This window comes from Halobacillus massiliensis, assembly GCF_900166625.1.
Taxonomy (GTDB): Bacteria; Bacillota; Bacilli; order Bacillales; family Halobacillaceae; genus Halobacillus_A; species Halobacillus_A massiliensis.
In genome coordinates this window covers 4,117,829-4,138,878 of sequence record NZ_LT800499.1, presented here as the reverse complement: position 1 = coordinate 4,138,878, position 21,050 = coordinate 4,117,829, and the positions used below count along the sequence as shown (strand labels likewise).

Below are 21,050 nucleotides of genomic sequence, written 5' to 3'. Positions count from 1 at the left end.
ATCGTTGTGTGCTCCTTTCTTGATTTAGGAGGATACAATATATGTGTGGAATTGTAGGATATATAGGACAAGAAGATACGAAAGAGATTTTATTAAATGGTTTAGAAAAACTTGAATATCGTGGTTACGACTCTGCAGGAATTGCAACATTAAACGGTGGAGTGAACATCTCTAAGGTAAAAGGACGTATCGCAACACTTAGAGAAGCTGTTGATGAGAATATTCACTCAACGTTGGGCATTGGGCATACCCGCTGGGCTACCCATGGTGCACCAAGCAAGGAGAACGCCCACCCTCACCAGAGTACATCAGGACGCTTCACAATCGTACACAACGGCGTTATTGAAAACTATATGGACGTGAAAAACGAGTATTTAGCTGATGTGGAACTGAAAAGTGAAACAGACACGGAGATCATTGTACAGCTGATTGAAGTATTAAATAATGAACTTCAAGATGTGAACGCTGCTTTCCGTAAAGCTGTTAATCTTTTAACAGGTTCTTATGCGATTGCGCTTATTGATGCAGAAGATGAAAATACGATTTATGTAGCTAAGAATAAGAGTCCTTTACTTGTCGGACTTGGGGAAGACTTTAATGCAGTAGCCAGCGACTCTATGGCAGCTCTTCATATAACAGACCAATTCCTTGAGCTGATGGATAAAGAGACGGTACTTCTTCGCCGTGAGGAAGTTATTATTCAAGATCCTAATGGAAAGAATGTTACTCGTGAACCATTTACAGCAGAGTTGGATACAACGGATATTGAAAAAGGTACGTATCCTCACTTTATGCTGAAAGAAATCGACGAACAGCCATTCGTCATTCGTAAAATCATCCAGCAATACAAGAACGAAGATGATCAAATAAAACTGGATCCTGAAATTCGAGAAGCAATGAAGCAATGTGACCGCATTTATATTATTGCAGCGGGAACGAGCTATCACGCCGGTCTTTTAGGTAAGCAGTTTATTGAAAAATTAGCGAATATTCCAGTAGAAGTTCATGTGGCAAGTGAGTTCTCTTACAACATGCCGCTGCTTTCTGAAAAGCCGCTATTTATCTATATTTCCCAAAGCGGCGAGACTGCTGACAGCCGGTCAGTACTCGTCCAGACGAAAGAACTTGGTCACCCGGCATTAACAATTACGAACGTACCAGGTTCTACCCTTTCCCGTGAAGCAGACTATACCCTGCACTTACATGCAGGTCCTGAAATTGCTGTAGCTTCAACTAAAGCCTATACGGCCCAGATGGCTGTACTGGCCATTCTGGCTGTTGATACAGCACGTGCTAAAGGATTAGAGCTGGACTTTGACCCTATGCAGGAGCTGGCGATTGTAGCAAATGCTATGGAAGCTTTGACTGATCAGAAAGAAGCGTTGGAAGAACTGGCTAAAGATTACCTGCCAACAACCCGCAACTGCTTCTTCATTGGCCGCGGCATCGACTTTTATGTTGGTCTAGAAGGATCGCTGAAACTTAAAGAGATCTCCTACATTCAGGCAGAAGGATTTGCCGGTGGAGAGCTTAAACACGGTACAATCGCCCTGATTGAAGAAGGAACACCAGTGATCGCGCTTGCGACACAGAAAAACGTGAACTATTCCATTCGTGGAAATGTGCAGGAAGTAGAAGCACGCGGAGCGAACAGCATGATCATCAGCATGAAAGGACTTAACAAAGATGGTGACGCTTTTGTTATCCCGCATGTGCACGATCTGCTGACACCGCTTGTTTCAGTAATTCCATTGCAATTGATCTCTTACTATGCTGCCCTTCACCGCGATTGCGATGTTGATAAACCTCGTAACTTAGCAAAAAGTGTAACTGTAGAATAAGCGAATTTTATATCTATGAAAAGATGATAATAAAATTCAACGAGTTTGATTGATTAATTTCACCAAGAAGACCCTAACTTATAACTTACGTTAGGGTCTTCTTATTTTATAGAAGATTTTATATTATAGAATTCTCTTTACGTGCACATGGATACTTAAGTATGGCCTTCAGAAAATTATTGAAAAAGCATAGGAAAGCTATTGTAATTACCTGTGAGATTACAAACATTTGACAATTAAACTAGAATAAATATTAAACTCCCAACATTTCTGTGAGAATTTTTCTTTTAGATGTTATATATCGTTTGAGTAAGGGGAATACTTTGTTTATACTAGTCTTCTAGTGTAATACTATTTTTGAGAGGGGAAATTTGAAATGAATAAGACAGATTTAATTAATTCAGTAGCAGAAAAAAGTGGTCTTTCTAAGAAAGATGCAACATCTGCGGTAGATTCAGTATTTGATAGCATTATGGACTCAATGGGTAAAGGGGACAAAGTGCAGCTCTTAGGCTTTGGAAACTTCGAAGTAAGAGAACGCGCGGCTCGAAAAGGGCGCAACCCACAAACGGGTGAAGAGATTGAAATCCCAGCAAGCAAAGTTCCTGGGTTCAAACCTGGTAAACAACTAAAAGAAGCAGTTAAATAATAAAAAAAGATCCTTTTTTAAGGATCTTTTTTTATTATAGGGAATTTCTTTAAAGGTACTGCTTAATCGCAGGGTTCATTGTTTGTTTTAATGTCCGGATACTATGATCCAATTGCTGCTGTTCTTTATCAGACAGCTTCATTTCAAGAACTTCCCGAACTCCTTTTCTATTTACAATCGCCGGAACGCCAGCATATACATCCTCTGCGCCATACTCACCGTTAAGGGGTGCACTGACCGTCAATATACTGTTTTCATTGCTTAAAATAGCTTTTGTAATACGGACAAGGCTCATAGCAATTCCGTAATGAGTGGCTCCTTTTTTCTGAATGATTTGATAAGCCGCATCGCGGACATTTTCAAACAGGTCATCAAGGTCTTCCGGCTGGTAGCCCTCTTTAGTTTCCATGTAATTTAAAATTGGTACACCGCCGATTGTAGCATTACTCCAGACGGGAAGTTCGGTATCACCGTGTTCCCCGATAATGTATGCATGGACGTTCTGTACAGCGACATTAAAATAATCGCTGAGTAAATAGCGGAATCTGGCAGTATCTAATGTCGTACCACTGCCGATGACACGTTCCTTCGGCAGACCGCTGAATACTTGTGTAGCCTGTGTTAAAATATCGACAGGATTAGTCGCTACTAAGAAAATGCCGTCAAAACCGCTGGCCATCACTTCATCAACAATGCCTTTAAAAATTTTCATGTTTTTTTCTACAAGGTCTAATCTTGTTTCACCGGGCTTCTGGTTTGCTCCAGCGGAGATGCATACAATGTCTGCTTCTGCACAATCGCTGTACTCTCCATACCATGTGTTTGTAGAAGCGGGGGAGAAGGCCTTTCCATGATTCAAATCCATTGCATCCCCGATCGCTTTTTCCTTATCTAAATCAATAATCACTAACTCTTCAATAACAGCCTGGTTAATTAAAGCAAAGGCATAGCTGCTTCCGACTAACCCGGCTCCAATCAATACAACACGATTAACTTTTTCTTTTCTCTGAATACCCATTAATCGATCACTCCTGTTAAGTCAGGTTGTGAATTACTTCACATTCTTATTGTGCAACATTTCACAAAGTTTTTCAAGCCTATTATTCTATATTTTTTATAATGAAGGAAAAAAGTGTATAAAGCAATTGTTGACAGAATATTTAAACTCCTATATAGTGAAGTCAGAAAGCAGCCCTTAAAAAGGTAGCCCCTTTTAACGAACGGTTTGCTAAAAGTGCAAGATAAAACTTAAAAATAACTGTTAAAACTGCCATAACTCTGCACACCAGAGCAAGCCCGCAGTTTAGAAGCCAGTATTTTTCCTTTTTTAGAAAAGGGATTATACTGGCTTTTTTATTTTCAACAGGCCTGTTGATCGTAGTAAAAAAATAAAAATTTCAGGAGGTTTTCTAAATGTGTGCAATGGATATTCAAAAAGGTAAATTAGAGCTTCAGACAGGGAAAGGGTATAAGGTGTATCAGCATTCAGATCATCATCGCCTGTACCATATCGAGTTTGATCGTGAGGTGATTGATACCTTTATTGAAGACTTAAAAGATATCAGTGATGAACAATTAGAGTATATTCCTTACCAAAGACTGATGATGGCAGATAAGCTTGTGGAATTAGCGGGTGAAGAATTTGTTTATACCATTCGAAACATCCTTCATGATCGAAAAACAGGGGGATTCACGGTTGGGTTGCAAGGACGTACCACAAATGATCAGGATTATGTGAAATTCTCTACTGCTTTGACTCATCTTGTAGGAGTTCCTAACTTTGACGCGATGTCAGGAAAATATTATGCGCGTTTTACAGTAAAGCATACAGATGAGAGTGATTCTTATCTTCGTCAGGCTTACAGAACATTTACGCTCCACACTGATGGAACTTATGTGGATGAGCCGACAGATTGGCTGTTAATGATGAAATTTGAAGAAGAAAATGCTGTGGGAGGCCGTTCCCGTCTGCTTCATTTAGACGATTGGGAAGAGATGGAGCACTTTTACCATCACCCTTTAGCAAAATATAAATTCACCTATAAAGCACCGGCGAGTAAAAATGTGTCTGAAGATATTTTCCGCCAGACATTTTACGAACACCATAATGGTCCTTGCATCTGCTTTATTGATCAGTTTGTTTATCCTGAAACGATTGAACAGGCTAAATATTTAAAGGATCTATCTGTATCTATGGAAAACTCTGCAGCAACGGTTGGTGTAGATCTGCCAGAAGGGGATCTGATTATGCTTAATAACCGATTTTGGCTGCATGGACGGGAAGCTTTTGAAAAAGATGCAAATCTTCATAGGGAGCTGCTGCGTCAAAGAGGCAGATTCGCTGAGTAAGAGACCGATTTAGGAGGGAAAAGTCAGCATGTATGATTTTGTCATTATTGGCGGGGGAATAGTCGGTTTAGCGACCGCCTATTCCCTCAATAAGAAATATCCAACGGCAAAGATAGCCGTACTAGAAAAAGAACCGTCCTGGGCCAGTCACCAAACAGGCAGGAACAGCGGAGTCATTCACTCAGGTGTTTATTACAAGCCGGGGAGTTTAAAGGCGAAGCTTGCCAAACAGGGAGCAGCATCTATGGTTGAATTTTGTAAAGAGCACGGAGTCGACCATGAAGTCTGCGGAAAAGTATTAGTAGCTACTGATGAAGAAGAACTGCCTCGAATGGAGAAGCTTTTTCAAAATGCTCAGAAAAATAATTTATCCGTTACCGAACTAAATCGGGAAGAACTGCTTGAGATTGAACCTCATGTTAATGGAATCGCGGGGATAAAAGTGCCTTCTACCGGAATTGTGAATTATCGTCAGGTCACGGAAAAGCTTGCTCAACTGGTAGAAAGAGCCGGGGTAGAATTAATTTTAAATAGGAAAGTTACTAATATTGATGAAACAGCGAATGAAGCACTTATCCATACCTCTAAACAAACGTTACGCTCTCGTTTTCTTATTAATTGTGCAGGTTTGCACAGCGATCGGCTGGTCAATATGGCAAAGATAAAAACAGATGTAAAAATTGTGCCGTTTCGCGGTGAATATTTTACATTAAAGGAAGAAAAACGACATCTAGTTAAAGGTCTCATCTACCCTATTCCTAATCCTGATTTTCCTTTCTTGGGAGTGCACCTGACAAGAATGATAGATGGAAGCATTCATGCTGGACCAAATGCGGTGTTGAGCTTCAAAAGAGAAGGTTACCGCAAGACAGCTTTTCATCTAAAAGATACTTTTGATGTTCTTACATTCCCCGGGTTCTGGAAAATGGCTGGGAGTAATATAAAAGAAGGAGCAGCAGAAATGGTCCGTTCCTTTCATAAGAAAACATTTGTAAAAAGCCTGCAGCGTTTAGTACCTGAAATCGAAGCGGATGATGTCGTTCCTACTCACTCCGGGGTGCGTGCCCAGGCTATGTTAAAGGATGGACGTCTTGTTGATGATTTCTATATAATTCCTGGAAGAAGCTCCATTCATGTGTGCAATGCGCCTTCTCCTGCGGCGACTGCATCTTTAGAAATAGGAAAAGAAATTGTAAAGCGCATTCCACCTCAGCCTCACCTTTCATCGGTTGATGAACAGGGAGTAAGGTTTATTACAAGCTAGTGTTTAGGGAGGTTTTTCTTTGTAAATTACTTTTTTCCTTGTAAGGGAAAAGACACGGTTCCGTATATTGTAAAAGGAGAAAAGAGGCTGGGAAATAGCTCGCTTTCCGCGGGGAGCCGATGAGCTAGCTCGTTGCACTCGCGGATCTCATCCTGGCTCTATCTCCCTGCAGGAGTCTCGCCATTTCCCAGCCTCTTTACCGCCGATGGTGTAAACGTAACACTATGTTTGTAAGAAAATCTTCTACTTTAGTTCTCTTACTCAATGTTCCTTTACTCTTAAAAAACATAAAGGGGCGGGGGGAACGGCGAGACTCCTATGGGAGGATAGAACAGGGTGAGATCCCGGAGGGCTAAAAGCCCGAGGAAGCTCACCGTTCGCCCATGGAAAGCGAGTCTTTCCCCGGGCTCGGTTCTCCATATTCAGGCAAACGGAACAGATGCTCGAGAAAAAAAGAAGCCTTATAGGAGCAAAGAACAAGGGTGAGATTCCGGAAGACTTTAGCCTGAGGAAGCTCACCGTTCAGGCCCGTATCCTTTGTTTAGGCAAACGGAATTGTTTCACAAGAAAGCCTATAGCATTCCAGCAGACTACTGTTGAAAAACAAACAGCCGCTTTAGCGGCTGTTTTTATGTGGACACGTGATATTGTTTGTAGGAATCCTTCAGTGCAGCAGCGATGGCGTTCCCAGCTTTCCCTCTATATCCTTCTTCGAGACGCTTCAGTGGTTCATCTAACCCCTCTTTTAAACTGTATCCTTTTAATAAGTTCTTTACAAATTCCCGCCCATGCTCAGTAGCTAGCGTACACGAGGCATCGACGATCACCCCGTATTTTTTATCAATTTCCAGTGTGAGTGTTAAAGATTCTGAAATGTGATTGGCTGCGATACCCGTCGGCAGCTTTGAATGTCCTGCAACAAAGATCGTATTCAAATGTTCTCCCTCCATCTATTCATTTTCATATTTATTTTTAAGTTTATAAACTTGCTTCATGATTTTTTTGTCTACTTCTGTTTCTGTTTCCTTATAAACGGGGAGGAGCTTCTGCTTCCATAAATCCCTTTGTTCCTTCGTTAAATAATCGATTTGAAAATCTTCCTGCTGCCTTAATTGGCGGTTATGTTCATCATTTATTTCAATGGAATGTCTTCTAATCCAGTCAGTAGTTTCTTCCAGTGCAGCTGATATAATTTTCTGATGCTCTTCTGATAAACTTTCCCAAAAATCCTGATTTATTAAGACAGCATAGCCTAAATAGCCATGATTGCTTAGGGTCATATACGACTGATGACGATATAGCTTCTTTGAGTATATGTTTGAGGTGGTATTTTCCTGGCCATTTACAAAATCTACCTCTAAATTTTCATAGGTTTTATTGAAAGGGAGCACACTAGTACTGGCGCCGAGCTGATGAAACTGTGCTTTAACTGCAGGCCCTCCCATCGTTCGGAAATGAAGGTGGCGGAAGTCATCGGGATGAATAATCGGTTTTGTGTTATTTGTTATCTGTTTATAGCCATTGTACCAGAAGGTTAAGCCTTCTATATTATCCCGCTTTAATTCACTTAACAAAGCTTGGCCAATTTCACCTTCATAGGTTTCTTGCACGGCTCCATAAGTGGGAAACACAAACGGCAGGTCAAGCACTTGCCAATTTGGGTAGCGGTCCGTCAGCTTGGTTGTAGCCGGGGCAATCATTTCAACGTTTCCATTTTTCAGTGCTTCATATTCACTTACATCGTTATATAAACTTCCGTTAGGATGGATCTGTACTTTAATCTCCCCATGGGATCTTTCCTCAATAAGACTTTCAAATCGTCGTGCTGCCATTCCTTTCGGCGAGTTTTCTGCAACGACATGACTGAAATTAATAACGATCTCATCTTTTATGCCCTCTTGCTCATCATCATACTCTAATGATTGGGTAGTATTATTTATATTAAAGCCGAAAAATAAGGCAGTGAAAATCCCGGTCACTATAAAAGACACGATGGTAAGTACTGTTTTCATAGGTTCACCTCAATGGTGGAATCGTTTTCATTAGTGTAACACAGCGTATCAGAAATGGTACACTAAGGGTAGATCTCTAGGAAGGACGGCCCACGGAATGACTCTAAAGCACATGCCCATTCGCTGGAAAATTACAATCTTAACATTTGGAGTCGTATTATTCGCCATCTTAATCGGCGGTATATTTGTGATCGGCAATACAATTGAGGCAAAAGAAGAATCACTGGGTGAGCATGCAATGCTCACGGGCCGGACAGTCGCCAACCTTCCTGAAGTGAAAAACAATATAACAGAACCAGAGGGATGGGAAGTAATTAATCCCATTGTAGAACGAATCAGGACGATTAATAATGCAGATTATATCGTCATACTCGACATGAATCGGATCCGATATTCTCACCCGGTTGCTGATCAAATAGGAAAGGTTTCCTCTGGTAAAGACGAAGGGCCGGCTTTTGCAGAACATACATATACCTCGAAAACAAAAGGTGAGCTGGGAACGGCTATTCGATCATATGTACCCATTATGAATGATGAGCGAGAACAGGTGGGAGTGGCCATCGTTGGAAACATTCTTCCCTCTGTTAGTGAAATCCTATTAGGCATTAAAAACGAGATCTTATTTGTCCTGTTCATCACCGCATTATTTGGAGTCACTGGATCATGGCTTCTGGCCCGTCATTTAAAAGAACAGACTTACCGGCTTGAACCTTACGAAATTGTTCAGCTTTTAGTGGAGCGGACGGCGACATTTCAGGCGATGAATGAAGGGATTATAGCGATCGATAAAGAAGGACGTGTTTCCCTTATTAACGAAAAGGCTAAGAAAATTCTTGCCATTGAGGGTGAGCAGACGGGTCAGCCGATAGATGCTGTTCTTCGTGAAACTAACTTGCTGCAGGTGCTGCGAGAGGGAGAGACTGTTTTTAATGAGGAGATGAGAATTGGAGATAAATTAATTATGAGTACACGTGTGGCTATAAAAGTGGAGGATGAAATTGTGGGTGCTGTCGCTGCCTTTCAAGACCGTACGGAAATGACCAGGCTGGCTGAAGAATTAACCGGGGTGAAAGCATTTGTTGATGCTCTTCGTGTTCAGGCCCATGAGCATTTAAATAAAATGCACACTATTGCAGGATTGATTCAGCTCGATCAAAAACAAAAAGCATTGGAGTTTGTCTTTCAAGCATCCGAAAAGCAAGAGGAATTATCGCGTTTCTTAGTCAAAAATATGAAAGATTACAGCATTGCAGGGTTATTAATCAGCAAGGTCAGCCATGGGAAAGAGTTGGGAATTGATGTTACCATTGATGAGCACAGTCAGTTGAAAGATTATCCTCCCTTGCTTGATAAAAATGATTTTGTATTAATATTAGGGAATTTAATTGAAAATGCTTTCCAATCCTTTCATGGGATAAAAAGAGATGAAAAATGGGTGTATATATCGATTCAACAAGGTGATCAAGTTTGTACAGTCACTGTTGAAGACAATGGAAAAGGCATCTCTGCCGATCAAAAGGTACGTATATTTGAAAAAGGGTTTTCTACAAAAGGAAAAACAGGTTCTGGTTACGGATTATTTTTAGTGAAAAAAGCAGCAGAAAAGGGCAGGGGAGAATTTGAAGTCATTTCCTATGAAGGTGAAGGAACTAGTATTATTTTAACCTTTCCAATGACGACAGAGGAGGATATAAAATGATCAGGCATCCTGTAATAAATGTTTTATTAATAGAAGACGACCCGATGGTACAGGAAGTCAATCGTCAATTTATCGAACGTGTGGAAGGATATCATGTCATTGCTGTAGCTTCTGAAGGAGAAGAAGGACTGAAGCTTGTGAAAGAATATCACCCCGATTTGGTAGTCCTGGATATTTTTATGCCGGAAAAGGATGGGATGCAGACGATAGAAGAATTAAGGTCAGCTCAGCTGGACATAGATGTAATCGTCATTACGGCAGCCAATGATAAAGCGACGATTCGAAAAATGCTGCAGCATGGAGCGGCTGATTATATCGTGAAACCATTTAAATTTGAACGTTTAGAAAAGGCTCTGCTTCGTTATCGTAAGCACCATCATCATACTACCGGTGATGGTGAGTTGGAACAAAAGCAAATTGATCACTTGATTGGAAATCCAGCGGACACTCATCCTCAAACGAAGAAATTGCCTAAAGGATTGAACGAACCGACACTGAACCAAATCAATCTCTTTCTAAACGGAAAGGAAGAGGCATTATCCGCTGAACAAGTCGCTGATGGAATCGGAATCGCCCGGGTTACCGCACGGAGATACCTTGACTATTTAAAAAACATAGGAGAGGTAGAACTTGATATCCAATATGGAGCAGTCGGCCGTCCGGTTAATCGGTATAAAGCTCATAATTAAGAAAACTGTCTCAAGTTAAAACAGAGGCAGTTTTTTTATGACCAAAATGAACAAAACATTCAATATGGTCATAATATTCAAAATTATTGTTGTAAGCGTTAACATAAGCGTGAGATTAAATTATGAAAACGGAGGAATTTTTATGATAAAGCGATTATCCTTTATTTTTACTCTTGCCTTAGTGTTGGTTCTTGCTGCTTGCGGCGGAGATGGTGAAGCTGGTGGTGAAGGCGGCGATTCCGGTAGTGAACAGTCCATCGTCTTTGGAACGGGAGGAACTTCCGGAGCCTATTATCCGATTGGCGGAGCTTTAAAGCCGATTTTTGAAGAAAGTGAACATGTAGGAAACGTAACGGTTGAATCTACAGGTGCTTCCGTAGCAAACATCCAGAACATTAAGGATGGACTAAACCAGATGTCTATTATTATGAGCGATGTGGGGTACGATGCAATTGAAGGAGTCGGCCAATTTGAAGGTGAAGCAGTAGATGTACAAGCCATGGCTGGCATGTATCAAAACGTTGTTCAAATTGTCGCTTTAGAAGGCAGTGGAATTGAGACGGTTGAGGATTTAGCAGGGAAAAAAGTAGGAGTAGGGGAAGTTGGATCTGGAGTAGAACAAAGTGCTAAGAAAGTATTAGAAGCCGTTGATCTTACTTATGATGATCTTTCAAAAGTTACTCATACAGGTTATGCCGATAGTGTACAGGAAATGAAAAACGGGAACCTGGATGCCGCATTCTTTACATCAGGTGTACCAAACAGCAATATCACAGATTTAATGCAGCAGCAGGGCATTAACTTTGTAGAAATTAAAGATGAAACGGCTGAGAAATTATTTGAAGCCGCTCCTTTCTATAAAGAATACACAATCGAAGCCGGTGATGAAGCTGCTTACGATCTTGAAAAGGAAGTTAAAACAGTAGGTATTCAAAACATGATTACCGTCTCTCCTGACTTGAGCGAAGATCTTGTTTACGATTTAACGAAACGTTATTACGAATATTTAGGATCAGACAGTGTTTCTGTTGGTGTACTAAATGAGCTGGACAGAGATGAAATCGCTAAAGATTTGATTGCACCGCTTCACCCGGGAGCAGAGAAATTTTATGAAGAACAAGGCATTCTGGAGTAAACAAAAGGGGCATCTATCTCGATGCCCTTTTTAAAATACAGCTATGAAAAAATTATATTGGATATTAGCGATCTTTATCCTTCTCCTATTTTCCATCATGTGGAACTTTATTTCTGTTGTGATGGTTTCAACTGATGGAAAAGCAGAAGCGGCTATTTTTTACAGCCGGGATGCTTCATTTTCTATTCGCTGGCAGCACTCGGTGGAGAAAGAGGATTGGGAAGAAATATTTGTCGTTAAAGACGATCAGATCGTATTAAAAGACACACGTTTTAAAACATTTGGAGCGGGTGTTCCTAATGATGCAGGTAAAGATACTTTTATTAAAGATGGTTGGGTGTATATGACAGACATTGACCAGTTGATAGGTAAGGAATTAGCTATCACCACAGGAAGGTCAACCAATCATAGTTTTTTAACAGAAGACAGCAAGACACCCCTTAGCGCCTCTAAGCATTATCAAATTTCTACAGGGAAAATTTCTCTTTGGGAGGCCGCGGGTTACTTTATGACAAATCGAATGAGGTGAAGGTATGAGTACAAAATCTAAGAAGTCCGTAGAAGACTATGACCGGGAAAGTACGGTAAGGACAAGGATTGCCAAACCAATCGCTCTTATTATTTCTATACTGGCCATTTCATTATCCCTTTTTCACTTGTATACCTCTTATGCTGGATCTCTCGTAGCTATTCAGCAGAGAAGTATTCACTTATATACCTTAATGACGATTGGATTTTTACTATATCCTCTTCTTCAGAGAAAAGGGAAGAAAAATCAAACGGTTCCAATATATGATTACTTAACGGCTGCAGCCTCTCTTGGTGTAGGAATCTACATGCTGATGTCAGCAGAGCGAATTATTGAAACCGGCGGCCGTATAAATGATACAGATTTTTATGTTGGTATTCTTGTTTTACTTTTATTGTTTGATATTACGAGGAGAGTTACAGGCTGGGGACTGATGCTTCTGGCAGCAGGATTTTTAGTCTATGGATTTTACGTAAAACTTTCGGTGTATCCAGAATTAACTTCTCCCGTCGTTTTGAGTGTTTCTAAGCAGATTATTGGTCAAATTGTCTTTCTGTCAGATGGTGTTTTAGGAACCGCTATAGGCGTATCAGCAAGTTACATTATATTGTTTATTTTGTTTGGGGCGTTTTTAGCCAAATCCGGAATGGGACAGCTTTTTAATGACCTCGCACTGGCGGTAGCAGGACATACGAAAGGCGGTCCGGCTAAGGTTGCGGTTATTTCAAGCGGCTTTCTAGGTTCCATTAATGGATCGGCCATAGCCAACGTTGTAACTACAGGAGCTTTTACGATTCCTTTAATGAAGAAAATCGGCTACAACAAGAATTTTGCCGGTGCGGTTGAATCGGCTGCCAGTGTGGGCGGTCAAATCTTACCTCCGATCATGGGGGCTGCCGCTTTTATCATGGCCGAGAACTTGAACATTGCTTATACAAAAATTATATTAGCAGGAATTATTCCCGCCTTACTATTTTATGTAGGGATATTATTGCAGGTCCATTTCCGAGCTTCTAAGCGAGGACTGCAAGGTCTGCCCAAAAGTGAATTACCCCGTTTGAAACATGTTCTGGCAGAAAGAGGGCACCTTTTAATTCCGATGCTCTTCCTGTTGTATTTGTTGTTCTCAGGAAAAACGCCTTTCTATGCGGCTTTCTGGTCAATTATCGCAACAGTAGTTATTTCAGGATCTAAGCAAATGCTTCCTATTATTGTTCCATTAGCTCTATTTTTAATTTTCCAGCCTCAAGTTACAGCATTATTCAGCGGAGGCAGCCTGCCATCTGTTCGTGGAGACTGGTGGGAATTAATGCTTGTTATCGTGATTCCATTGATCATCAATTTATGGAGAAAATGGCTTAAGCTTGAAGCAGATGAAGTTGGTGTTAAAGATTGTATGCATGCCCTTGAAAATGGAGCGAGAACAACGATACCTGTAGCGGTAGCCTGTGGTGCAGTGGGCGTGGTAGTAGGTATAGCTTCACTTACAGGGGTCGCATTAGAGATCGCTAATAGTATCGTAAGTATCGGGAGTGCTGTAAACAGTCCATTGCTTCAATTAGTTATCACACTGTTCTTAACCATGATAACCTCCATTATTTTAGGGATGGGGCTTCCTAGTATCCCAACCTATATTATTACGAGTACAATGGCTGCACCCATTCTATTGCAGCTTCCGTTATATCAAGATCTGGCGGGATCAGGAGAAACGGCTACATTTGTTGCTCACATGTTCGTTTTCTATTTTGGTATATTTGCCAATATTACACCGCCTGTCGCTTTAGCAGCATTCGCAGGGGCAGGAATAGCCGGAGGAAATCCGAACAAGACAGGATTTCAGGCTATGAAGCTGGCAATTGCCGGTTTCATCGTACCTTTTATGTTCGTTTTCTCTCATGAAATGCTTATGATTGACGCTACAATTATGAATATCATTGTAATTACGATTTCTTCGCTTATAGGTGTGTTCCTGCTTTCCATCATGACGGAAGGATATTTTGTGAGAAAAGTACCTGGCTGGCTAAGAGCGGTTTCCGGAGCAGCGGCTTTACTGCTTATCTACCCTGGATTAGTGACAGACCTCATTGGATTAATCGTATTCTCTTACGTATTATTTACGAATTTTAAGAAGAAAAATGACATGATCAACCAACAGCCTATCGAAGCTCGCAAGTAAAGGAGAGTGTCTAATGAAATTAGCAACTATTTTAAAAGATGGAATCGAAACAGGGGCTATTGTTGATCAAAAGGGAATACTGCCTCTGGTTTCATTAAATCGTACTCTTCATAAAAAATGGCCGACTGACTTATTTCAATTATTGGATGAAGGGGAACTAAGCAGTTTACAGAAGTTTTGGGAGAGTGAAGGAAGAGAGGAAGCACGACTTGATTCGTTTTATCTTGCTGAGAATGAGGTGGTTTACCGGCCGCCTTATCGTCAGCCGAAAAAAATTTGGGGAATTGGATTGAATTACGTAGACCATGCCTCTGACCTAAATGAAACAGCACCGAATACAGAACCAGCCAGTTTTATGAAACCGGCGACGACGATTATTGGAGATCAGGATACTATTGAAATTCCTCTTCAATCAGAAAGGACGACAGGAGAAGCAGAATTAGGTATCATTATAGGTAAAACTTGTAAGAATTTATCAGAGGAAGAAGCTGAAGAAGCGATAGCGGGATATACAACAATTATTGATATGACAGCTGAAGATATTCTTCAGAGAAATCCCCGCTATTTAACACGATCTAAAAGCTTTGACACGTTTTTCAGCTTTGGACCTTGGGTACTTACAGCGGATGAAATAGATAACCTGTCCGATTTGAATGTCGCCACTGTCATTAATGGGGAATATCACCGAAAGAATGTCATTGCCAATATGACTTTTAGTCCTTACTATCTAACAGCATTTCATTCACAGGTAATGACATTGAAGCCAGGGGATATTATTTCAACGGGTACACCAGGGGCTATCGTTATTCGTGATGGGGATGTCATAGAGTGTGAGATTGATGGATTCCCGCTGCTGACAAATCACGTCATAGACTTAAAGGAAAAAGAGAGAGGATGATCGGTATGGACTTTCATTTAAAAGGAAAATCAGTAATTATTACGGCTTCCAGTAAAGGATTAGGAAAAGCGACCGCATTAGAATTCGCAAAAGAAGGGGCTCATGTCCTTATTTCTAGTCGTAATGAGGAAGAATTACAAGCAGCTAAAGCTGAAATTCAGGAAGAAAGCGGCAATAACCATGTAGACTATGCGGTTTGCGATGTTACCAAGCCGGAGCAGATCAAGCAGCTGGTACAAAAAGCTGTCGAATGGAATGGGACAGTTGATGTCCTAATTAATAATGCCGGCGGGCCACCGGCCGGTACGTTTGATCAATTTTCTGATGAAGACTGGCAGGGCGCTTTTGAACTGAATCTATTGAGCTTTATCCGTACGATTCGTGAAGTGCTTCCATCCATGCGCGAGCAGCAAAATGGGAAAATCATCAATATTGCCTCATCATCCATTAAACAAACCCTTGATCATTTAATTCTTTCGAATACGTATCGTGCCGGCATTGTAGGTCTATCCAAAAGCTTGTCCCAGGAACTGGCGGTAGATAATATTTTGATTAACACAGTAGGACCGGGCAGGATTGCTACAGACCGTGTAGCTCAGCTGGATGAAGTAAAAGCCGGAAAACTTGGCGTTTCAGCTGAGGAAGTTAAGGAACAGGCAGAGAAATCCATTCCAATGGGGCGTTACGGCGAACCGAGCGAGTTTGCTAAAACTGTAGTATATTTGGCTTCAGGAGCAAATACATACTTAACCGGACAGGCCCTTGTCGTGGATGGTGGTCTTGTAAAAGCGCTTTGATGAATAGAAACAAAAAAAGAACCCTGTGAGGTTCTTTTTTTGTTGAGTTTTAGGTGCAATCGGCATAGTTAAGGTAGAAAAAAAGCGGCTGGGAAATAGCTCGCTTTCCGCGGGGAGCCGGTGAGCTAGCTCGTTCCACTCGCTGATCTCACCCTTGGCTTTATCTCCCTGCAGGAGTCTCGCCATTTCCCAGCCTCTTTTACCACGGGGAGTATAAACGGAACACTATAATTTTATAACCGCTATTAAGGAAATGATCTTTTCTTACTCAGTTTTCCGTTACTCCTAATAAACGCAAAGGGCCAGGGGAAACGGCGAGACTCCTATGGGAGAAGAGAACATGGTGAGATCCCGGAGGGCTAAAAGCCCGAGGAAGCTCAGCGTTCGCCCATGGAAATCGAGTCTTTCCCCAGGCCCGGTTTTCATAATACATAGTAAACGGAACTCTCTTCCCCTTTAAGTGAGAATCAAAGAAGCTTCCTTAGAAATAAAGAACAGAGGAAATCCCGGAAGGCAAAGCCCGGGGAAGCTCAGCGTTCGCCCATGGAAATCGAGTCTTTCCTCAGGCCCGTTTTTCTAATACAAAGTAAACGGAACTGTCTTCCCGTTTAAGTGAGAATCAAAGAAGCCGGCTACCGCTCCTTATATATGAAATAATCAAAGTCAGCAGGAAGGCTGTTTCCCGATGTATCCTGGCACTGCATACCAACAAAAGCACCTGTAAAAAAGCCCCCGCCTTCTACATAGTCATCAGAAAGTTTATGGGACGGAAGAGAAATGGGAACTTCTGTCCACGTCTCCCCATCAAAAGAGTAGGAGTAAGTATACGTATTCGTTTCTACATCCACCTTTAAGTAAACATATTCCAATTCATCAGGGATAACAATTTTTTCAGTAAGCGGCTGATCAAAAGTGAAATTGTCACACGTAAAGAGGTCTAAAATTCTACCATCTTCCTCATCCCACGTGATTTGCAAGGCTGTCCAGTTTTTTGTGTTATAGTAGTTGACCAATCCGGCTGCCTGTTGGAAACTTTCTGGAGAAAAACTTACTTTCGTTTCAGCTGTAAAGTTAAAGTGCTGCCAGCGTCTTGCCACAAAGCCTTGGGTAAACGGAGAAGTCAGCGATTCCTTTCCGTAGATCCGCACGTGACCGGGACGGTCTGAAAGAGACAAGGTATCTGCTCCAAGAGGGATTCTTAATGTTTGAAAGTGTTGATTCAGCACCACATCATCAAAATCATCTCTTTCTTTGTAATCATTCTCCCATTTTGTTTCTTCTATTTCTGGTCCTTCTATAATTCGTGATGGCTCGTTACCTCCGACAACATACGGCCATCCATTTTCCCATTCCACTCGCTGGATAGCTGTTTCTCTCCCTAATGGACAGTAACCTCTCGGGTCGAGAAGCGCTTGTTCTTCATTCGGAAGCGGCCGGCCTGTTAAATGCACGAGGAACCATTCGTTTGTATGCGTTTTCACAATTGAGGCGTGTCCAGCCTTTTGTAAAGGATTACGAGGATAGGGCCACGATGTAATGAGTGGATTATCAGGATGTACCTCATACGGTCCTCTTAAGCTTTCAGACCTTGCAATGGTGGCCTGGTGTTCAAACCGGGTGCCGCCCTCGGCTGTTAATAAATAATAATAGCCGTCCATCTTATAAATATGAGGAGCTTCGGTCAATTTAATATCTGTGCCTTTAAAAATAATTTCCGGTATGCCGGTAAGGTTCTTTTCCTTATGATCGTATTCCTGAAGCACTATTCCGTAAAAGCTGTGATTGCGAACCCGCTGATCCCATACCATATTTACCAAGTATTTTCTGCCGTCATCATCATGGAACAGCGAAGGATCGAAACCCGAGCTGTTTAAATGGGTGGGTTCTGACCATTCGCCGTCAATCGTATCACAGGTAACTAAATAATTATGACAATCTTTCCAATTCCCGCCGACAACTTTAACGTCTGTGTAAATCAGCCAGAACTGATCATCTGAGTAGGATAAAGCAGGAGCCCATACACCGCCTGAATCCGGATTGCCTTTCATATTTAATTGACTAACACGATTCAGCGGCCGGGAAATTAAGCGCCAGTTCTTTAAATCTTTGGAATGATAGATCCCTACCCCTGGAAACCACTCAAAGGTTGAGACAGCAATGTAGTAATCATCACCTGCCCGGCAGATACTTGGGTCAGGATTAAATCCGGTTAAAATTGGATTTTGGATTGTCGTCATTTCTTCATCTCCTCTATATAAGTTATTGGTGTTCTATATAGGGTGTTTCTTGCTGAAGGCTCGTTTTTAAGAAGTTTTCAAAGCTGAAAGCTGCCATTCCCAGTGCAGCAGAATGAGTGTTTAGAGCGGAAAAGCTGATCTCTAATTCCTCCTGCTGAAACCAGAGGGCGCTATTTTTCGTTTGCTCAAGCATTGGGTTTTCCAGCCATCTTTTTGCAGCAGCCAGCCGATTTCCTATAATTACTTGCTTAGGATTAAACGAATTAATAATGTTAGCAACCCCGGCTCCTAAGTACTTACCGATATTATGGAAGGTTTCTATGGCTTCCTTATCTCCGGATTCTGCTTTCTTCAGCATTATTTCCAGGGTCTCGGGATCTGCATTTTCATCCGCTTTTTTGATTAAAGCTTGTTCAGATGCATATAATTCCCAGCACCCTCTATTACCACAACGGCACTTCTGTCCATTGACTTCAATCGAAGTGTGGCCCATTTCCCCAGAGAATCCACCTGTTCCCCGATACAATTCACCATTTAAAATGAATCCTACTCCAATACCGACACCTACACTGACATAGACGAGGTCGTTTTCATTTACATTGGGGCCAAACCTTTTTTCTCCATAAGCACCAGCATTGGCTTCATTTTCAATCACAACCGGACAATCATACCTTTTCTCCATCAATGGTTTCAGATCGATATTTTGCCATCCAAGGTTTGGTGCATATAAAACTTGTCCGTGTTTATTTACAGCGCCCGGTACGCCAATGCCAATACCGACAATGTGGTACTTACTTAAAGGGCACGCAGCCATTAACTCATCGACTACGTGGAAGATTTTTTTCGTAATCGATTGGTAAGAGAGATTTTTAAAGCCTGTAAAGGTTTCGCCCACTATGTTGCCTTCTAGGTCTGTGAGCAATCCGAGAATGTAATTTACTCCAATATCAATTCCAATTGAATAACCTGCTTTCTGATTAAAGAGAAGCATCACAGGCCGTCGGCCGCCGCTTGATTTACCTGGTCCTTTCTCATAAATAAGTTCCTCATCAAGTAATTCACTGACTTGCGAAGAAACCGTCCCTTTATTTAACCCGGTTTTCTTCGCAACATCAGCCCGTGAAATGGGGGAGTGGTTGCGAATCGTGTCTAAGACTAGTGTTTTGTTGCCATTTTTAATTTTAAATTGATTCCATGTCCTATTACTGATCATCTACTTCATCACTTTCGGTTTTTTAAAAGTATAACAGAATTGACTTAGTTTATCCACTAGACAAACTAAGTTTACTTTGATACTATTTGAATTAACATATTTAGAAAGCGATTACATAAGTGGCTGGTTTAATCAATTTTAAAAATTAAAGAAGGGAGCAGTAGAGGAAAGCAGGTTACCAGTTGAAACTTATTAAACAAAGAGAACACTTTAAAATTAAGAGGAGGACATTCCAAATGGCATACTTTGAAAATATCGATAAAATTAAATATGAAGGTTCTAATTCAACTAATCCATACTCTTTTAAGTTTTACAATCCAGAAGAAGTAGTCGGTGGAAAAACAATGGAGGAATATTTAAGGTTTGGTGTGGCTTATTGGCATACATTCACAGAAGACTTATCCGATCCATTTGGAGTAGGAACAGCACAGCGCTCCTGGGATAAGTTTGACGGTATGGATCTAGCTAAAGCGAGAGTGGAAGCTGCCTTCGAATTTTTCGAAAAGTTAAATGTTCCATACTTCTGCTTTCACGATGTTGACATCGCTCCAGAGGGAAGCAGCTTAAGAGAATCCAACCAGAACCTGGATAGTATTGTGGCTATGATTAAAGATTACATGAAAGACAGCAAGACGAAACTCCTTTGGAATACTGTTAATAACTTCACACATCCCCGCTTTGTCCATGGTGCCGCTTCCGCTAACAATGCCGATGTCTTCGCCTTTGCTGCGGCTAAAGTGAAAAAAGGACTGGAAGTAGGAAAAGAACTGGGTGCTGAAAATTATGTATTCTGGGGCGGCCGCGAAGGGTATGAAACTCTTCTAAATACAGATATGAAGCTTGAATTAGATAATTTAGGACGCTTTTTCAATATGGCGGTGAATTATGCGGAAGAAATTGGCTTCGATGCCCAATTCTTAATTGAACCAAAGCCGAAAGAGCCTACTTCTCACCAGTATGATTTTGACGTAGCTTCCGGCTATGCTTTCCTTCAGAAATATGACTTAGCAGACAAGTTCAAGTTTAATATTGAAGCTAACCACGCGACGCTGGCTGGTCATACGTTCGAACATGAGCTTCATTATGCCCGAGTCAACGGCCTTCTCGGTTCTGTAGATGCTAACCAGGGTCACCCGCTCTTAGGCTGGGATACGGATGAATTCCCGACAGATTTATACGCTACCACATTAGCCATGTATGAAATTATTAAAAACGGCGGCTTAGGACGCGGCGGCCTAAACTTTGATGCGAAAGTGCGCCGTGGGTCATTTACACCGGAAGATCTTTTCTTAGCGCATATTGCCGGTATGGACGCTTTTGCTGTAGGACTGCGTGTCGCTCAGAAGCTGTTGGATGATAACGTGTTGGAAGGTATCGTAAAAGATCGTTACAGCAGTTTTTACGAAGGGATTGGCAAGGAAATTGTAGATGGAACATCCGATTTTCAAAAGCTGGAGCAGCATGCATTGCAGCTGGATGAAATCAAACACGAATCGGGAAGACTGGAACTTATTAAAGCAAACATCAACCAATATCTTTTAAAAGCATATGCAGGAGAGTAA

At 41.4% G+C, this 21,050-nt stretch carries 17 protein-coding genes; 12 read left to right on the top strand and 5 right to left on the bottom strand.

Annotated elements, in window-relative coordinates:
• Nucleotides 1-41: 41 nt before the first annotated feature.
• Nucleotides 42-1,841 (top strand): glutamine--fructose-6-phosphate transaminase (isomerizing), encoded by a 1,800-nt coding sequence (gene glmS, locus B7E06_RS20475; protein WP_082235722.1) that lies wholly within the window; start codon nt 42-44, stop codon nt 1,839-1,841.
• 376 nt (nt 1,842-2,217) lie between these two features.
• Nucleotides 2,218-2,490, top strand: a complete 273-nt coding sequence (locus B7E06_RS20470) for an HU family DNA-binding protein (RefSeq protein WP_082235721.1) — start codon at nt 2,218-2,220, stop codon at nt 2,488-2,490.
• A gap of 49 nt (nt 2,491-2,539) precedes the next feature.
• Here the strand turns inward: B7E06_RS20470 and B7E06_RS20465 are convergent, their stop codons facing one another.
• Entirely contained in the window at nt 2,540-3,508 is a 969-nt protein-coding gene (locus tag B7E06_RS20465; RefSeq protein WP_082235720.1) for an L-lactate dehydrogenase, read from the bottom strand.
• A gap of 395 nt (nt 3,509-3,903) precedes the next feature.
• Between B7E06_RS20465 and glaH the strand changes: the two genes are divergently transcribed.
• Both glaH and lhgO read left to right on the top strand, forming a co-directional pair.
• A complete protein-coding gene (gene glaH, locus B7E06_RS20460) occupies nt 3,904-4,839 on the top strand; it encodes a glutarate dioxygenase GlaH (protein ID WP_082235719.1) in 936 nt (311 codons plus the stop codon).
• Between the two features lie 28 nt (nt 4,840-4,867).
• Entirely contained in the window at nt 4,868-6,103 is a 1,236-nt protein-coding gene (gene lhgO / locus B7E06_RS20455; protein ID WP_082235718.1) for an L-2-hydroxyglutarate oxidase, read from the top strand.
• 629 nt (nt 6,104-6,732) lie between these two features.
• Here the strand turns inward: lhgO and B7E06_RS20450 are convergent.
• Nucleotides 6,733-7,038 carry a DUF3870 domain-containing protein gene (locus tag B7E06_RS20450; protein WP_082235717.1) on the bottom strand — a complete coding sequence of 102 codons (306 nt, stop codon included), beginning with the start codon at nt 7,036-7,038 and terminating at the stop codon, nt 6,733-6,735.
• 15 nt (nt 7,039-7,053) lie between these two features.
• Nucleotides 7,054-8,115 (bottom strand): DctP family TRAP transporter solute-binding subunit, encoded by a 1,062-nt coding sequence (locus tag B7E06_RS20445; RefSeq protein ID WP_082235716.1) that lies wholly within the window; start codon nt 8,113-8,115, stop codon nt 7,054-7,056.
• Nucleotides 8,116-8,212: 97 nt separating this feature from the next.
• Between B7E06_RS20445 and B7E06_RS20440 the strand changes: the two genes are divergently transcribed.
• The 7 genes from B7E06_RS20440 to B7E06_RS20410 all read left to right on the top strand — a co-directional run bounded on the left by B7E06_RS20440 (nt 8,213) and on the right by B7E06_RS20410 (nt 16,038).
• Nucleotides 8,213-9,814, top strand: a complete 1,602-nt coding sequence (locus B7E06_RS20440; RefSeq protein WP_082235715.1) for an ATP-binding protein — start codon at nt 8,213-8,215, stop codon at nt 9,812-9,814.
• Entirely contained in the window at nt 9,811-10,503 is a 693-nt protein-coding gene (locus tag B7E06_RS20435) for a response regulator (RefSeq protein ID WP_082235714.1), read from the top strand. Before B7E06_RS20440 ends, B7E06_RS20435 begins: the two co-directional genes overlap by 4 nt.
• A 142-nt stretch (nt 10,504-10,645) precedes the next feature.
• Nucleotides 10,646-11,638: a TAXI family TRAP transporter solute-binding subunit gene (locus B7E06_RS20430; RefSeq protein ID WP_082236090.1), complete on the top strand. Its 993-nt coding sequence runs from the start codon at nt 10,646-10,648 to the stop codon at nt 11,636-11,638.
• A gap of 43 nt (nt 11,639-11,681) precedes the next feature.
• On the top strand, nt 11,682-12,167 hold the full coding sequence (locus B7E06_RS20425; protein WP_082235713.1) for a DUF1850 domain-containing protein: 486 nt from the start codon (nt 11,682-11,684) through the stop codon (nt 12,165-12,167).
• Between the two features lie 4 nt (nt 12,168-12,171).
• The gene (locus B7E06_RS20420) at nt 12,172-14,343 is read left to right on the top strand and encodes a TRAP transporter permease (protein ID WP_082235712.1); all 2,172 of its coding nucleotides are present in this window, start codon (nt 12,172-12,174) and stop codon (nt 14,341-14,343) included.
• Between the two features lie 13 nt (nt 14,344-14,356).
• Complete coding sequence (locus B7E06_RS20415; RefSeq protein ID WP_082235711.1) at nt 14,357-15,241, top strand: fumarylacetoacetate hydrolase family protein; 885 nt, start codon at nt 14,357-14,359, stop codon at nt 15,239-15,241.
• Nucleotides 15,242-15,246: 5 nt separating this feature from the next.
• Nucleotides 15,247-16,038, top strand: coding sequence for an SDR family oxidoreductase (locus tag B7E06_RS20410; RefSeq protein ID WP_082236089.1), 792 nt, complete (start codon nt 15,247-15,249; stop codon nt 16,036-16,038).
• Between the two features lie 632 nt (nt 16,039-16,670).
• Here B7E06_RS20410 and B7E06_RS20405 read toward each other — a convergent pair.
• Together B7E06_RS20405 and B7E06_RS20400 are read right to left on the bottom strand one after the other, a co-directional pair.
• Nucleotides 16,671-18,275 (bottom strand): glycoside hydrolase family 43 protein, encoded by a 1,605-nt coding sequence (locus B7E06_RS20405; protein WP_082235710.1) that lies wholly within the window; start codon nt 18,273-18,275, stop codon nt 16,671-16,673.
• A gap of 22 nt (nt 18,276-18,297) precedes the next feature.
• Nucleotides 18,298-19,488, bottom strand: coding sequence for an ROK family transcriptional regulator (locus B7E06_RS20400; RefSeq protein WP_082235709.1), 1,191 nt, complete (start codon nt 19,486-19,488; stop codon nt 18,298-18,300).
• A 236-nt stretch (nt 19,489-19,724) separates the two neighbouring features.
• Between B7E06_RS20400 and xylA the strand changes: the two genes are divergently transcribed.
• Nucleotides 19,725-21,050 (top strand): xylose isomerase, encoded by a 1,326-nt coding sequence (gene xylA, locus B7E06_RS20395; RefSeq protein WP_082235708.1) that lies wholly within the window; start codon nt 19,725-19,727, stop codon nt 21,048-21,050.